At 54.8% G+C, this 15,609-nt stretch carries 17 protein-coding genes and 1 other annotated feature; of the genes, 5 read left to right on the top strand and 12 right to left on the bottom strand.

What is annotated here, in order from left to right; genetic code table 11:
* The 4 genes from thrA to yjjY form a co-directional block, all read right to left on the bottom strand.
* Complete coding sequence (thrA, locus tag IM265_RS06070) at positions 1-2,463, bottom strand: bifunctional aspartate kinase/homoserine dehydrogenase I (RefSeq protein ID WP_193030210.1); 2,463 nt, start codon at positions 2,461-2,463, stop codon at positions 1-3.
* Between the two features lie 24 nt (positions 2,464-2,487).
* Positions 2,488-2,605, bottom strand: a sequence feature (Thr leader region).
* Positions 2,544-2,612 (bottom strand): thr operon leader peptide, encoded by a 69-nt coding sequence (gene thrL, locus IM265_RS06075; protein WP_015572623.1) that lies wholly within the window; start codon positions 2,610-2,612, stop codon positions 2,544-2,546. (Overlaps the previous feature by 62 nt.)
* 211 nt (positions 2,613-2,823) lie before the next feature.
* The gene (locus IM265_RS06080) at positions 2,824-3,510 is read right to left on the bottom strand and encodes a tRNA/rRNA methyltransferase (protein ID WP_045259421.1); all 687 of its coding nucleotides are present in this window, start codon (positions 3,508-3,510) and stop codon (positions 2,824-2,826) included.
* Positions 3,511-3,909: 399 nt separating this feature from the next.
* Positions 3,910-4,050, bottom strand: coding sequence for a protein YjjY (gene yjjY, locus IM265_RS06085; protein WP_085928893.1), 141 nt, complete (start codon positions 4,048-4,050; stop codon positions 3,910-3,912).
* A 95-nt stretch (positions 4,051-4,145) separates the two neighbouring features.
* On the opposite strand from yjjY, the gene arcA reads away from it, so the two are divergent.
* Positions 4,146-4,862, top strand: coding sequence for a two-component system response regulator ArcA (gene arcA, locus IM265_RS06090; protein WP_003856501.1), 717 nt, complete (start codon positions 4,146-4,148; stop codon positions 4,860-4,862).
* Between the two features lie 50 nt (positions 4,863-4,912).
* On the opposite strand, the gene IM265_RS06095 is transcribed toward arcA, so the two are convergent.
* The 4 genes from IM265_RS06095 to creA form a co-directional block, all read right to left on the bottom strand.
* A complete protein-coding gene (locus tag IM265_RS06095) occupies positions 4,913-5,410 on the bottom strand; it encodes a hypothetical protein (protein ID WP_193030209.1) in 498 nt (165 codons plus the stop codon).
* Between the two features lies 1 nt (position 5,411).
* Positions 5,412-5,918: a DUF2778 domain-containing protein gene (locus tag IM265_RS06100; protein WP_088204593.1), complete on the bottom strand. Its 507-nt coding sequence runs from the start codon at positions 5,916-5,918 to the stop codon at positions 5,412-5,414.
* A gap of 11 nt (positions 5,919-5,929) precedes the next feature.
* The gene (locus IM265_RS06105) at positions 5,930-6,421 is read right to left on the bottom strand and encodes a type VI secretion system tube protein TssD (RefSeq protein ID WP_088204594.1); all 492 of its coding nucleotides are present in this window, start codon (positions 6,419-6,421) and stop codon (positions 5,930-5,932) included.
* Between the two features lie 107 nt (positions 6,422-6,528).
* Positions 6,529-6,999 (bottom strand): protein CreA, encoded by a 471-nt coding sequence (creA, locus tag IM265_RS06110; protein ID WP_014882476.1) that lies wholly within the window; start codon positions 6,997-6,999, stop codon positions 6,529-6,531.
* Between the two features lie 211 nt (positions 7,000-7,210).
* On the opposite strand from creA, the gene robA reads away from it, so the two are divergent.
* The gene (gene robA / locus IM265_RS06115; protein WP_028015450.1) at positions 7,211-8,080 is read left to right on the top strand and encodes an MDR efflux pump AcrAB transcriptional activator RobA; all 870 of its coding nucleotides are present in this window, start codon (positions 7,211-7,213) and stop codon (positions 8,078-8,080) included.
* Here the strand turns inward: robA and gpmB are convergent.
* Positions 8,077-8,724 (bottom strand): 2,3-diphosphoglycerate-dependent phosphoglycerate mutase GpmB, encoded by a 648-nt coding sequence (gene gpmB, locus IM265_RS06120; RefSeq protein WP_008502057.1) that lies wholly within the window; start codon positions 8,722-8,724, stop codon positions 8,077-8,079. The two genes, robA and gpmB, sit on opposite strands and share 4 nt — an antisense overlap.
* 49 nt (positions 8,725-8,773) lie before the next feature.
* On the opposite strand from gpmB, the gene yjjX reads away from it, so the two are divergent.
* On the top strand, positions 8,774-9,289 hold the full coding sequence (yjjX, locus tag IM265_RS06125; protein WP_041911281.1) for an inosine/xanthosine triphosphatase: 516 nt from the start codon (positions 8,774-8,776) through the stop codon (positions 9,287-9,289).
* Here the strand turns inward: yjjX and trpR are convergent.
* Both trpR and sltY read right to left on the bottom strand, forming a co-directional pair.
* Positions 9,280-9,609 carry a trp operon repressor gene (gene trpR / locus IM265_RS06130; protein WP_024907404.1) on the bottom strand — a complete coding sequence of 110 codons (330 nt, stop codon included), beginning with the start codon at positions 9,607-9,609 and terminating at the stop codon, positions 9,280-9,282. The two genes, yjjX and trpR, sit on opposite strands and share 10 nt — an antisense overlap.
* 55 nt (positions 9,610-9,664) lie before the next feature.
* Positions 9,665-11,602 carry a murein transglycosylase gene (gene sltY, locus IM265_RS06135; RefSeq protein WP_048960647.1) on the bottom strand — a complete coding sequence of 646 codons (1,938 nt, stop codon included), beginning with the start codon at positions 11,600-11,602 and terminating at the stop codon, positions 9,665-9,667.
* A gap of 227 nt (positions 11,603-11,829) precedes the next feature.
* On the opposite strand from sltY, the gene ettA reads away from it, so the two are divergent.
* The gene (gene ettA, locus IM265_RS06140) at positions 11,830-13,497 is read left to right on the top strand and encodes an energy-dependent translational throttle protein EttA (RefSeq protein WP_003856515.1); all 1,668 of its coding nucleotides are present in this window, start codon (positions 11,830-11,832) and stop codon (positions 13,495-13,497) included.
* 63 nt (positions 13,498-13,560) lie between these two features.
* On the opposite strand, the gene IM265_RS06145 is transcribed toward ettA, so the two are convergent.
* Positions 13,561-14,460, bottom strand: a complete 900-nt coding sequence (locus IM265_RS06145; protein WP_047367295.1) for a LysR family transcriptional regulator — start codon at positions 14,458-14,460, stop codon at positions 13,561-13,563.
* 108 nt (positions 14,461-14,568) lie between these two features.
* Here IM265_RS06145 and IM265_RS06150 point away from each other — a divergent pair, with 108 nt between their 5' ends.
* Positions 14,569-15,570 (top strand): zinc-binding alcohol dehydrogenase family protein, encoded by a 1,002-nt coding sequence (locus tag IM265_RS06150; protein ID WP_193030207.1) that lies wholly within the window; start codon positions 14,569-14,571, stop codon positions 15,568-15,570.
* The last annotated feature ends 39 nt before the right edge of the window (positions 15,571-15,609 follow it).

Consider the following 15,609-nt stretch of genomic DNA (forward strand, 5'->3'; position numbering starts at 1 on the left):
TTAAACTCCTAACTTCCATGACAGGGTACGCAGCAGGTCGGCAAACACGCCCGCCGCCGTCACATCATTCCCTGCGCCATAGCCGCGAAGCACCAGCGGCAATGGCTGATAATAGTGGCTGTAAAACGCGAGGGCGTTTTCGCCGTTTTTGACTTTGTACAGCGGGTCGTTACCATCCACTTCGGCAATCTTCACCCGGCATACGCCGTCCTCTTCAATGTTCCCAACATAGCGCAATACCTTACCTTCATCACGGGCTTTCGCAACGCGTGCGGCAAAGGCATCGTCAAGCTGAGGTAAATTCGCCATAAAGGTGCTGACATCGCCGCTGGTGTCAAACTCGGCTGGTAGCACCGGATCAATCACGATATCCGAAAGCTCCAGCTCGCGGCCCGTTTCGCGCACCAGGATCAGCAGCTTGCGCGCCACGTCCATCCCGGAGAGATCGTCGCGCGGATCTGGCTCGGTGTAGCCCAGCTCGCGCGCGGCACGGGTGGCTTCCGACAGGCTCATCCCTTCATCCAGCTTGCCGAAGATAAACGACAGGGAGCCGGAGAGGATGCCGGAGAAACGCTGCAATTCGTCGCCCGCGTTCAGCAGGTTTTGCAGGTTCTCGATGACCGGCAGGCCGGCGCCTACATTGGTGTCGTACAGGAACTTGCGGCGCGACTTGCTCGCCGCCAGGCGCAACTGGTGATAGTAATCCATCGACGAGGTGTTGGCCTTTTTGTTCGGCGTCACCACGTGGAAGCCTTCGCGCAGGAAGTCGGCGTACTGGTCGGCCACCGCCTGGTTCGAGGTACAGTCAACGATAACCGGGTTAAGCAGGTGATACTCTTTCACCAGACGGATCAGGCGCCCCAGGTTGAACGGCTCTTTCGCCTCTTCCAGCTCCGCCTGCCAGTTCTCCAGGTTCAGACCGTGAACGTTAGTAAGCAGCGCTTTCGAGTTCGCAATTCCGCAGACGCGCAGATCGATGTGCTTTTTCTTAAGCCACTCCTGCTGGCGCTTCACCTGCTCCAGCAGCGCACCGCCGACGCCGCCCACGCCAATCAGGAACAGCTCGATAACCTGATCGGTGTTGAACAGCATCTGGTGAACCACGCGCACGCCGGTGGTGGCGTCATCGTTATCCACCACCACGGAGATTGAACGCTCGGACGAGCCCTGGGCAATCGCCACGATGTTGATATTGGCCCGCGCCAGCGCGGCAAAGAATTTGGCGGAGATACCGCGCAGCGTGCGCATACCGTCGCCAACCACCGAAATCACCGCCAGGCGCTCCTGAATGGAGAGCGGCTCCAGCAGTTCCTCTTTCAGCTCCAGATAGAACTCTTCTTCCAGCGCGCGGCGCGCGCGCAGACAGTCGACCTGAGGCACGCAGAAGCTGATGCTGTATTCGGAAGAGGACTGGGTGATCAGCACCACCGAGATACCGTTGCGTGACATGGCCGCAAAAACGCGCGCCGCCATGCCGACCATCCCCTTCATCCCCGGACCGGAGACGCTGAACATTGCCATATTATTCAGGTTGGAAATGCCTTTCACCGGCAGACCATCTTCATCGCTGCTGGCACCAATCAGCGTGCCTGGCGCCTGTGGGTTACCGGTGTTTTTAATCAGGCATGGGATCTGGAACTGGGCAATGGGGGAGATGGTACGCGGGTGAAGCACTTTGGCGCCGAAGTAGGAAAGCTCCATCGCTTCCTGGTAGGACATCGACTTCAGCAGCCTGGCGTCCGGCACCTGGCGCGGATCGCAGGTATAGACGCCGTCGACGTCAGTCCAGATCTCACAGCAGTCAGCGCGTAAACAGGCGGCCAGCACGGCGGCGGAGTAGTCGGATCCGTTACGGCCCAGCACTACCAGTTCACCCTTCTCATTTCCTGCGGTAAAGCCCGCCATCAGGATCATATGGTCAGAGGGGATTTTGCTCGCGGCAATACGGCGGGTTGATTCGGCAATATCAACGGTAGATTCGAGGTAGTGGCCCGCTGCCAGCAATTTCTCAACCGGATTGATCACGGTAACGTTGTGGCCGCGCGCTTCCAGCACGCCCGCCATGATGGCGATGGAGAGTTTTTCGCCCCGGCAGATCAGCGCCGCGTTGACGCTGTCCGGGCACTGGCCCAGCAGGCTGATGCCGTGCAGCACATGTTTGATCTGAGCAAACTCCTGCTCAACGAAGGACTTCAGCTGCGCGAGCGGGAAACCAGGCTGTGCCTCTGCCAGCCCCTGCAGCAGCTCGGCGAAGATACGCTCGGCATCGCTGATGTTCGGGAGTGCATCCTGGCCACCTATGGTCTTTTCAATCATCGCCACCAGATGGTTTGTGATTTTTGCCGGGGCAGAGAGCACGGTCGCAACCTGCCCCTGCCTGGCGTTGCTCTCCAGGATATCGGCAACACGCAGAAAACGTTCTGCATTTGCCACTGATGTACCGCCGAACTTCAACACTCGCATGGTTCTACCTCGTTTCCTTTAGCCGAAAAAAAAGCCCGCACTGTTCAGGTGCGGGCTTTTTTTTGTTTTTCCTGTACGCGTCAGCCCGCATCGTTACCTGTGGTAATGATGATGGTTGTGGTAATGGTGGTGATGCTGATGCGTTTCATGGATGTTGTGTACTCTGTCATTATTATCTGTCTGTGCTGTATTCTTTTAGGGTTAAAGGATCGGGCACCTTAAGTCAATGAATTTTTAATTTGATCACAATTCCGCGGACGTTCACGTCACGCTGCGTGACGTTTTATTTTCATCCGAATCCCCCAGCCGCAACCCTCCACGACAGACCATTTCGCCATAGTAAAAACTTATGACAGCATTTTACTCGGCCAATTTTTTTTCAATATCGTGCAGCAAACGGTGCAACATGGCGGTGTCCCGCTGCTCAAGACGTCCAAGGCGCTGCTGTAGCCAGTCGGCCATTTTTTGATCGTCCGCAACGCCAAGGCTCGATAAAAGACGCTCTACGCGAGCACGAAGCGCGGCCAGCTGATTTTCATTGGCGGCTTCTGTCTGGGGTTGAGGGATTTGCATTAGGGAAGCTAATTGATAGCAATAGACCATTACCGCCTGGCCTAAATTCAGGGAAGGATAATCGGCTACCATCGGCGCACCGGTGAGAACGTCCGCCAGCTCAAGCTCTTCGTTGGTGAGCCCGGAATCTTCACGACCAAATACCAGCGCGGCTTTCTCAAGCCACTGGCTTTTCTCTTCCAGCATGGGCACCAGTTCAGCAGGCGTGGCGTAGTAGTGGAACTTCGCCCGGCTGCGTGCTGTGGTGGCAACGGTAAATGAAATGTCATGCAGCGCGTCGGCAAGCGTAGCGTAAGTCGTTATATTATCGAGAATATCCCCCGAACCGTGCGCCACCCAGCGGGCGGCAGGCTCCAGGTGCGCAGTGCTGTCCACAATACGTAAATCGGTAAAACCCATGGTCTTCATGGCACGCGCCGCAGCGCCTATATTTTCGGCTCTGGCTGGAGCGACCAGTACAATCGACAGATGCATTTATGCTCTCTTTTTAATCAGTTAGCGGAGAAAAGTGTGATGTACTTCAACATATTACGCAGCACGAATTTACAAATTTGCAACACAAATCACCGAAATAGCGTTTCATAACAAATTAAAGACGCTAAACTATTTTGTGTCTGAACAATCAGTTAGAATGTTAACAGAAGCCTATTATCCCTATGTTTTATAATGATAATGGCAACGTGAATACCCTGTTCTGATTGGATTCGCTTTGTTTATAAATCAATCTCCGCAACTAGTTGGTTTATTGAAAAATTGTGACAAAGGCTAGCATTCGGCTACGATGATTTCATCAAACTGTTAACGTGCTACAATTGAACTTGATATATGTCAACGAAGCGTAGTTTTATTGGGTGTCTGGTGTCACTTAGCCTGTTATGTTGCTGTTAAAATGGTTAGGATGACAGCCGTTTTTGACACTGTCGGGTCCAAAGGGAAAGTACCCAAGACCAAGCTAATGATGTTGTTGACGTTGATGGAAAGTGCATCAAGAACGCAATTACGTACTTTAGTCACGTTAAGCCGATCATGTTAATTTGCGACATGTATCAGGCAGGTCAGGGACTTTTGTACTTCCTGTTTCGATTTAGTTGGCAATTTAGGTAGCAAACATGCAGACCCCGCACATTCTTATCGTTGAAGACGAGTTGGTAACACGCAACACGTTAAAGAGCATTTTCGAAGCAGAAGGCTACGATGTCTTTGAAGCGACCGATGGCGCAGAGATGCATCAGATCCTTTCTGAAAATGATATCAACCTGGTGATCATGGATATCAACCTGCCGGGCAAAAACGGTCTTCTGCTGGCGCGCGAACTGCGTGAACAGGCGAACGTCGCGTTAATGTTCCTGACGGGCCGTGATAACGAAGTTGATAAAATTCTTGGCCTGGAGATCGGTGCGGATGACTACATCACCAAACCGTTCAACCCTCGCGAGTTAACCATTCGTGCACGCAATCTGCTGTCCCGCACCATGAACCTGGGCACGGTCAGCGAAGAGCGTCGTAGCGTCGACAGCTACAAATTCAACGGCTGGGAACTTGATATCAATAGCCGTTCGCTGATTAGCCCGAACGGTGAGCAGTATAAGCTGCCGCGCAGCGAATTCCGCGCGATGCTGCACTTCTGCGAAAATCCGGGCAAAATTCAGTCCCGTGCAGAACTGCTGAAGAAAATGACCGGTCGTGAGCTGAAGCCTCATGACCGTACCGTCGACGTGACCATTCGTCGTATTCGTAAGCATTTCGAATCGACGCCTGATACGCCGGAAATCATCGCCACCATCCACGGCGAAGGGTACCGTTTCTGCGGTGATCTGCAGGAATAATCCGTCACGTCACGCAGTAAAAAACGGCGCATTTGCGCCGTTTTTTTTATCTACATACGTCTGGAGAATATCATCGTCGACACCTGCGAAAGCGCGGTATTGCCTGCGAGGTAAATTAATGTAATCCAGGCATCCCGGCTCTCTCTTTGTGCTTCTTGTTTATCAAAATCAAGGGATTCTGCCCACTCCCACTTGCCACAAAGATGGAGCAAATGCTCTACAGCCGATTTCAAAGCAACGTCGCAATCCATAATGGTGAAAACGGCAAAGAACAATTGAAAGACGCAGATGTAAAAGATGCCTACATAAATTTCCTTTCTGACCCACAATCCAGCTATCTTCAGAATGCACAGATAACAGGCTATTAGAATGACTGATGCCAGAAAGAGATTTAGGCAAAGAGCCAAAAGAAGTTGGGCATACGTTAGTTGATATCCTCCCCATGCGTAACTGCCGAAATCCAGTGAGTTAACAGCCAGAACACCAATCAGCACAAAACCCATGGGAGCCATGCATATACGCGCCAGCAGGGGCAAGTACCGTTTCACTTTATGCCCGCCTCATCCCAATCACGCTGAGCTCTCCATAAGCCTTTATCTTGCTATGGGGAAGCACCTGGGTAGTCGTTTTAAGAAGCGCCTGACGCAGCTGATCGAAATCAGCCTGATTACGGAACGTGATGCAACCATCAGATACGCCACTGCCGTCTGGACGGAGTGGATGAAGACGGAAATTTCCTCGCATCACGCCATCGACAAACGTCCTATCGTCTATCAAACCATCCTGGCGGTACAGGGCAAACCATTCCCAGTAGCGATTCCCCGTTTTGAACCATTTCTCCACCATTCTTTCCATTGAGCCAATCCCTCCCATAGGCCTGTCTACAATCCAATATTTACCCAGCGGTATCGGTCCATTACGGTGTCCGGAATACTCAGAAATATTCATGAATGCGCCCAGGCCAGAAAATACCGGGAATGTGCCTACACCAGCGCAACGAAGCATTAAACTATTTGCTGAAAAATGCTCGTTGTAATTGAACTCACAATAGATCATTTCTCTCAACCTTAAGCGCACATGCGTGAATTCCATTCATCGGTAAACTGAATGTTGCCGTCGAGATATTTCCAGGTGATACGTGCATACCCCAGGCCAAGAGACTCCGTTGGAACCGAAAGCTGCCCAATGGGCTGTTTGAAATTATGCATCGAAGGATTTATATGGATGAGACGTATATCCTCAAGCAAAATATGAAAAAACTCCTCTTCCGTGCCTGAAGTTGTTATTCGATACCACCGAATTTGTGCTCTTTGCAATCTCTCGGCTTGCGCTACAGCACGGTAAAGATACGGAGAGGCTTTATCGAACTCCTTTTCAATACTCATCACGTTGTGTACACGTGTAGACGTCAGCCGGCCAGTATTACCGTCAAAGGGAACATGTAATCCATGAACAAAACTCTGTATTTCTATACTGCCTTCTCTTCCTGCGACTTCACTCCCTCCCGGGATAAGTGAACCATTTATGTCATAAAGCCAGAGATGAGCGGGTACGGCCATTAGCTGATTTCCTTTTAAAAATTGATCGCACCGACTTTATTACACCTAAAACTGCATATTTAATAAGGTAATAATGTCATTGGTACGATCAATAATATTCAGGAAAATCAATGCCACGGCATAATTGGCACCGCGCTGATCGCGTTTTTCGGTGAGCCTTCCACGACTTTGTCGGAATAAGCCAGATAAGCTAACGTGTTGCGTTTCGCATCATAGAAACGCACCACCTGCAGCTTTTTAAACACCAGCGAGGTCCGTTTCTGGAACACCACGTCGCCCTGCGCTTTGCCGTTTTTGATTTTATCGCTCAGCTCAACCGGCCCCACCTGCTGACAGGAGATCGCCGCATCGGAAGTGTCTTCCGCCAGCCCCAGGCCGCCTTTAATACCGCCCGTCTTCGCGCGGCTGACGTAGCAGGTGACGTTTTTCACGTCCGGATCGTCAAACGCCTCCACCACAATTTTGTGGTCCGGACCGAACATTTTGAACACGGTATCGACAGAACCAATCTGTTCCGCCTGCGCCGCACGGCCCGCTACCAGTAACAGGGCAGTAAGAAGCAAAGTCTTGTATTTCATATTGTTACCATTCTTTAAAATTGCATTGAGCGATTATTCAACACGTTAGTCAAAAATGTAGCAAGATCACAGGATTAGAATATATTCACCCAAAATGAGAGAGAAAAGGCATTAATGCGCAAAAAAAACACTGAATGCTAAAACATCAAAAAATGCTATTATCCGCTAACCTGTTATCAGGCACCTGCTGTTTTAAGGATGAGGATAGTATATGGATCAGGCTGGAATTATTCGCGACCTGCTCACCTGGCTGGAAGGTCATCTCGACCAGCCTTTGTCACTGGATAATGTGGCGGCTAAAGCGGGCTATTCCAAGTGGCATCTGCAAAGGATGTTCAAGGATGTCACCGGTCATGCTATCGGTGCCTATATTCGCGCACGTCGTTTATCGAAATCTGCGGTGGCATTGCGCCTGACCGCGCGGCCAATTCTGGATATTGCCCTGCAGTACCGTTTTGATTCGCAGCAGACCTTCACCCGCGCCTTTAAAAAACAGTTCTCGTTGACGCCAGCGCTCTATCGCCGCTCGCCTGACTGGAGCTCGTTTGGCATGCGTCCGCCGCTGCGTCTGGGCGAGTTCGCGATGCCGAAATACGAAATGGTCACTCTGCCGGAAACCCATCTGATCGGTACAACCCAGAGCTACTCGTGCTCTCTGGAGCAGATTTCTGAGTTCCGCCATCAGATGCGCGTCCAGTTCTGGCGCGATTTCCTGAGCCATGCACCGGCCATTCCGCCGATCCTGTATGGCCTCAACGAAACGCACCCAAGCCAGGAAAAAGACGACGAGCAGGAGGTGTTTTACACCACCGCGCTGACGCCGGAGCTGGCGAATGGCTACATTCAGGGTTCGAAGCCGGTCGTGCTGGAAGGCGGCGAGTACGTGATGTTCTCGTATGAAGGACTGGGCACGGGCGTCCAGGAGTTTATCCTGACCGTTTACGGGACCTGCATGCCAATGCTAAATCTGAATCGCCGTAAAGGTCAGGATATCGAGCGCTACTACCCGGCGCAGGATGCCAAACCGGAAGAAGGCCCAATCAATCTGCGTATGGAATTCTTGATTCCTGTCCGTCGTTAACGCTGCAGTTCATCAAGCGCAGGGGCATCGAGATGCGAAATGTCCCCTGCCATCTCCACGACCCAGCCCGACGCCAGCCACGCGCTTTCCTGATAATCAATCCGGGAAATGGAGCAGTTACGCAGGCGTAACCGACGCTCAGCGTAAGCCGGTAACCCCAGAATGGTGCTCACCAGGCAGCCGAGCGCGATACCGTGACTCACCAGCAGCGGACGGCTGCCTGCCGGAAGCTTGAGGCATTCCGCCAGCGCGGCATGCATACGCACGCTCAGCTCCTGCATGGATTCCCCTTCAGGAATACGACCATCTTCGGTACCGTTCACCAGCGTGCGGCGCCAGCCCTCTTCCGTTTCCGTCAGCGTATCAATATGGCGCTTTTCCAGCACACCCATATCCAGCTCGCGCAGGCGCGGCTCAAGCATCACATCGCAGCCGCAGGCGTCGGCAATGATGCGCGCCGTCTGCTGTGTGCGACCTAAATCGCTGGTAATAACGTGGGTAATGCCCAGCGTTCTGGCGCGTTCCGCCACCTGCCACGCTTGCTGCACACCCTTCTCGGTGAGAGGACTGTCTGACTGGCCTTGAATACGTCGCTCGGCGTTCCACTGCGTTTCACCGTGGCGAACAAGGTATACCTGTAACATGCTTTTTTTCCGTTATACTGCGATGAGTTTTTTTGAATCGAGCTTAATTATGCACCATGTTGTCTCTGCTACCACCAATCCTGCCAAAATTCAGGCAATTCTAAAGGCTTTTGAAGAGATTTTCGGCGAAGGATCCTGCCATATTGAGGCCATCGGCGTCGAGAGTGGCGTACCTGAACAGCCGTTTGGCAGCGAGGAAACGCGCGCTGGCGCACGAAATCGCGTGGCAAATGCAAAAGCCGCGGCCCCGAAGGCTGACTTCTGGGTCGCCATTGAAGCAGGCATCGACGAAGGCGCAACCTTTAGCTGGGTGGTGATTGAAAGCCGTGAGCAGCGCGGCGAAGCGCGCTCAGCCACCCTGCCGCTGCCGGAGATCATTCTGGAAAAAGTCCGTGCAGGTGAAGCGCTCGGGCCGGTGATGTCACAGTACACCGGCATTGATGAGATTGGACGTAAAGAAGGGGCAATTGGCGTCTTTACGGCGGGTAAGCTCACGCGTTCAGGGGTTTACCATCAGGCGGTGATCCTGGCGCTGAGCCCGTTTCATAACGCCATTTATCGTTGATCGCTCAATAAGACTGACTCGAGCCACTGGCGCAGCTCAACCGGCGCAGACTTCAGGCTGTTCGATCCACGGGTGATCGTCGCGATGCCCGCGCCCAGCTCGTTTTTCAGCTCGCGCTGGCTCATCTCACCGCGCAATAGCTCTTCAATAATCCGCACGCGCGTGCCCAGCGCCTCACGCTCGTCCGGCGTAAGCATCAGCTGCATGAGGGGTAGGTGCAAATCCTGCTCGTAAGACTGGCGAAGCAGCTCCACAAAACGAAGCCACTCCTGGTGACGCTGTTCGGCCATTGCCGAGGAATACGGGGAATGCTGGGTCATGTTATGCTGCCTCTTGTACTCTTTAGCGAGTACAGCATAACACAACCCATGCCGATCAGTAACGTCTCTGCCACTCGGCATCGCTCATCAGGGTATCTTTCTGCCCCATGAAGTAGCGATAGTAGGCGTCATAGGCCAGCACGTTCTTCACGTAGCCGCGCGTTTCCGAGAACGGAATGCTCTCCACGAACGCCACTGCGTCAATGCGTCCTGCACTGTTGCCAAGCCAGGTGCGCACGCGGCCCGGACCGGCGTTATACGCCGCCGACGCGAAGATGCGGTTATTGCCAAACTGCTGATAGACATACTGCAAATAGCTGGTGCCGATGTTGATGTTGGTATCCGGATCGAGAAGCTGTGACGGGCTGCTGTAACCTGGAATGTTGAACATCTTCACCGTATGCGTCGCCGTCCCCGGCATAATTTGCATCAGCCCGCTGGCACCCACCGGTGAACGAACTTTCGGATTCCATGCGCTCTCCTGACGGGCAATCGCCATGGCGTAGCTTTGCGGGATATCTTTGCCGCTGGTGTAGCGGTCAAACAGATCTTTATACGCCAGCGGGAAACGCTCTTCGAGATGGTCCCACAACTTGCCTGAAATCGTCGCCTGCACGCTCAGATCCCACCAGCGATTATCAAACGCATAGCGGGCAAGCTGCGCTTTTTCATCCGTGGTGCGGCTGGTCACCAGGTTGGCCCACTCGCTGCGCGCGGTGTTATCCATGTTCCAGTACATCAGCTCGCGCACGCGCGCCATCTCTGGCCCCTGCGTCAGAGCGGGGTTCGCGTTAGCGGGCGCTTTGTCGATCTTAAGCGTGTACTCCTCGCCCAGCCGTTGCGCCGCCGCCATCGGGTAGAACCCGCGCTGCTGCATCAGCGAGTGAAGAATCTCTTTGGCTTCGTCTTCACGACCGCGCTCCATCAGCAGATCGGCCTGCCAGTAGCGCCATTCGTCCTTCTCTTTGGCTTCCATCGGCAAACGCGCGAGCCAGGTGTTGAGGCCACGGCGGTCGCCGGTGCCCAGCGCCATGCGCACGCGGCGCTCGACAAGCGAGGTCGAGTTTGAGCGCATGATCGCATCGTCACGCCAGCGCGCTTGTTCGTCGGTCACGTCCGTGCCCATCAGTCGCCAGGCCACGATGTCGCGCAGCTCCTGGGTTTGATCTTCATTCAGCTGCTGCGCCTGCACCAGCTGCGGGATCATCAGCCGCGCGTTTTCGACATCGTCACGCGCCACGCTGGCAAAAGCCACCGCCGCCATCTGGCGGGTAAAATCGGTCGAGCCCGTGCTGCGGGCAAAGGTCAGGACGCTGTTCGGATCGTTTGCCAGCGCGATAACCGCCGAGGAGATCGTCTGGTAATCGGACGGCATCTGCCCTGCCAGCGCGGTCACCAGACGCGTGTTGCCGGCTTTCATCGCCAGGCGGATGCGCTCAAGGTAGGCCAGCGGATCCTGCTTGCCGGAAGCGCGCCATGCGCCGAACAGGGAATCACAGGCGTTCGGCTGGCTTTTGCCGGTCAGCCACAGATCTTTCGCCCCGGCCCAGGCCTCTTCCTGCTGCCCGGTCGCCCATTTCGCATAGTAGTAATTACACTGCGCTTCGGTGGTATTCGGCTTGTCAGGGCTAAACGCCAGCAGGCCGCGCCAGTCTTCACGACGCGCCAGCTCATTCACAAAACGAGACTGGAGATTTCGGGCAGGCGGTAGGGTCGGGTTCGCCTGAATGAAATTATTCACGGTGACGGTCGGCTGGTTCATCAGATCGTCGGTAATCTGGCGATACTCCAGATACGGATACAGCGGATAATCCTTGAGCGTCGGCATCAGCGCCTGCACGGTATCCATCTGCTTGTTGTCCCACGCCTGTTTAATCTGGGCGTAGCGGTTACGTTGTTCATCCAGTGAATCGGCATGCACCGCCTGGCTTACCGCCATTACGCATACGCTGGCAGCCAGCAGACGCCAGACCACCCGTTTGGCTTTTTCCACAAGCTCTTCCTCATTGTTTTTTCGTCAATTGCAGCGTCTTGCCACGTCAAAGTCACAACAACTTATGCTAACCAGGCATCCAGCAACGCGCCACGTCATGGACACTTTTTTACCTTTCTTGCGCGTTTTAACACTCCCGACGTTCCTGGCTGGGATTAGGGCGTGAAAAAGGCTACACTTCGAGGCTGAAATTCCTTCTCATTTACGATAAAAGAGGCGAAGTCCACGTGGCTCAATTCGTTTATACCATGCATCGTGTCGGCAAAGTTGTCCCGCCGAAACGTCATATTCTTAAAAATATCTCGCTGAGCTTCTTCCCGGGCGCAAAAATTGGTGTGCTGGGTCTCAACGGTGCCGGTAAGTCCACCCTGCTGCGCATCATGGCCGGCATCGATACAGACATCGAAGGTGAAGCCCGTCCGCAGCCAGGCATCAAGATCGGCTACCTGCCGCAGGAACCTCAGCTGAACCCGGAACACACCGTACGTGAATCCGTTGAAGAAGCGGTATCCGAAGTGGTTAACGCGCTGAAAGGTCTGGATGAAGTGTATGCCAAATACGCCGAGCCGGATGCGGACTTCGACAAACTGGCCGCTCAGCAGGGCAAATATGAAGAGATCATCCAGGCGCACGACGGTCACAACCTGAACGTGCAGCTCGAGCGCGCGGCGGATGCCCTGCGTCTGCCGGACTGGGATGCGAAAATCGCGAATCTCTCCGGTGGTGAACGCCGCCGCGTGGCGCTGTGCCGCCTGCTGCTGGAAAAACCAGACATGCTGCTGCTCGACGAACCGACCAACCACCTGGATGCGGAATCCGTGGCGTGGCTGGAGCGCTTCCTGCACGACTTCGAAGGCACCGTTGTAGCAATTACCCACGACCGTTACTTCCTCGACAACGTCGCCGGCTGGATCCTGGAGCTGGACCGTGGTGAGGGTATTCCGTGGGAAGGCAACTACTCCTCCTGGCTGGAGCAGAAAGATCAGCGTCTGGCGCAGGAAGCGTCTCAGGAAGCGGCCCGTCGCAAGTCTATCGAGAAAGAGCTGGAGTGGGTACGTCAGGGCGCGAAAGGCCGTCAGTCTAAGGGCAAAGCCCGTCTGGCACGCTTTGAAGAGCTGAACAACACCGAATACCAGAAACGTAACGAAACCAACGAACTGTTTATTCCACCTGGAGCACGTCTGGGGGATAAAGTGGTTGAAGTGACCAACCTGCGTAAGTCCTACGGTGACCGCGTGCTGATCGACGATCTGACCTTCTCCGTACCGAAAGGCGCTATCGTTGGCATCATCGGTCCGAACGGCGCGGGTAAATCGACCCTGTTCCGTATGATGTCTGGTCAGGAACAGCCAGACAGCGGCTCAATCACCCTGGGTGAAACCGTGAAGCTGGCCTCCGTAGACCAGTTCCGTGACGCGATGGATAACAGCAAAACCGTGTGGGAAGAAGTTTCCGGCGGGCTGGATATCATGCGTATCGGCAACACCGAGATGCCAAGCCGCGCCTACGTTGGCCGCTTTAACTTTAAGGGCACCGACCAGGGCAAACGCGTGGGCGAGCTGTCCGGCGGTGAGCGTGGTCGTCTGCACCTGGCGAAGCTGCTGCAGGTGGGCGGTAACGTTCTGTTGCTCGATGAACCGACCAACGACCTGGATATCGAAACCCTGCGCGCACTGGAAAACGCCCTGCTGGAGTTCCCGGGCTGCGCCATGGTTATCTCGCACGACCGCTGGTTCCTGGACCGTATCGCGACCCACATCCTGGACTACCAGGACGAAGGTAAAGTGGAGTTCTTCGAAGGTAACTTCACCGAATACGAAGAGTACAAAAAACGCACGCTGGGCGCAGACGCGCTGGAGCCGAAGCGTATTAAGTACAAGCGTATTGCGAAATAAAAGCAAAACGGCAACCTCGGTTGCCGTTTTTTATTCAGGGTGAGGGCATCAGACCGCACAACATCACCCACCCACGTAATACCGCTTCACCTCATCAAACTGCATCGCAAACTCGATATAGCTCATCAGCGCGGGTGAATTCAGCTTCCGGCTCGGATAGGCCAGCCAGAGATCGTTACCTTCAACGCGCCATTCCGGCAGCACCTGAACCAACGCCCCCTTTTCGATCTTATCTTCCAGCAGAAATGCGGGTAACAGCGTGATCCCCGCCCCGGCAATCGCGCATTCGCGGGCGTACACCAGATTATCGGTCATGTGGCCGTTGTCCGGCAGGTAGCGGTAATCCTCACCCTCGCTTCGCAGCAGCCATTCCGACCACGCCCGGTGCGTAATACAGCGGTGCTCCACCAGCTGTCGGGGATGGATTAACGGCTCCCGGCGTGCCAGATAATCCGGCGAGGCCAGCATGTAGCGCGGGCAGTGCCCGATCATTCTGCCTATCAGAGAGGAGTCCTGCGGCTTGCCGGTGCGCAGCGCCACGTCAAAACCGGACTCGACCAGATCCACCACGTCGTCAGAGATCGATACATCGAGCGACACGTCAGGATAGCGAAGCTGAAACTCGGCATTCATATGCGCCAGCAGGGTCGCGCCAATCCCCGCCGGACAGGTAATACGCAGCCTGCCGCTGGGGTTTTCACGCAGGCGCTGAATGGCGTACTCCGCCCGCTCGCTGGCCGCCAGCATCTCCCGACAGTGCACCAGATAGTGCTCGCCCGCGAACGTCAGGCTGATCCTGCGCGTGGTGCGGTTAAGCAGACGGATCCCCACCTGCTGCTCCAGCTGGCTGATCCGCTGGCTGACGCTGGATTTCGGCAGTTCGGCTTTCTGCGCCGCCGCGGTAAAACTGCCCATCTCCGCCACCAGCGCAAACAGCGCCATATCCTGCAGCTGTTTAAACATGATTGTTCACCCTGTACGAACGCTGAGTTCATGATTGTCCATCTTATCATGCGGCTGGCCACTTAATAGACTAGCCTCAACAAAACGCATTCCATTGAGGAGCACACCATGTCAGTGAAAGCCATTGCCGTTAACCCGGAAAATCCGTCCACCTTCATTGAAATCACCCCGCCAATGCCGACGCCTGGCGAACACGATCTGCTGGTAGAGGTGAAAGCCGTATCTATTAACCCGGTTGATACCAAAGTGCATGCAGGCATCGCCAAAAATGGGCTGAACGAGCCGCGAATTCTGGGGTGGGATGCCAGCGGGGTCGTCAAAGCCGCTGGAGCTGGCGTCACCAGCTTCAAACCAGGTGATGAGGTGTGGTTCGCGGGCGACATCACCCGCCCGGGCAGCAATACCACTCATCAGCTGATAGATGCGCGCATTGTCGGCCACAAGCCTGCCAGCCTCGGCTGGGCGGCAGCCGCTGCGCTCCCCTTAACTGCGCTCACCGCGTGGGAAGGTCTGTTTGAACGGCTGAACATTCAGGATGCCGAAGCGGACAAAACCCTGCTGATCATCGGCGGCGCGGGCGGCGTGGGATCGCTGGCGATCCCGTTTGCGAAGCACAACAGCAAGGTGAAGATTATCGCAACCGCTTCACGGGAAGATTCAGCCCAATGGTGCCGCGATCGCGGTGCTGACGTAGTGGTCAACTACCGCGATCTAAAAGGCGAGCTGGCGAAGCAGGGGCTTACCTTCGTGGATTATATTTTCATCCTCAACGACACCGACGGGCATTGGGATGCGGTCAGCGAACTGATTGCGCCGCAGGGGCATATTTGTTCCATCGTTGAGAATGAACATCCGCTGAACCAGGATAAGCTGAAGTCCAAATCCGCCGCCCTGCACTGGGAGTTTATGTACACCCGCAGCATGTACAAGACGGCTGATATGGCGCGTCAGGGTGAGATCTTAAATGAGGTGGCGAAGCTGGTGGATAACGGCGTGGTGGAAAGCTCGCTCAGCGAAACGCTGCACGGGCTGAGCGTGGAAAGCATTACCGAAGCGCACCGTAAGGTGCTGGAGGGGCATATGCGCGGGAAGGTGGTGGTTGAGTTCTGAGGTATTCCCCCCCTCACCCCAAAAGGGCGAGGGGGAAGT

The sequence above is a fragment of the Enterobacter cloacae complex sp. P17RS genome (assembly GCF_014895885.1).
GTDB classification, from domain to species: Bacteria; Pseudomonadota; Gammaproteobacteria; order Enterobacterales; family Enterobacteriaceae; genus Enterobacter; species Enterobacter bugandensis.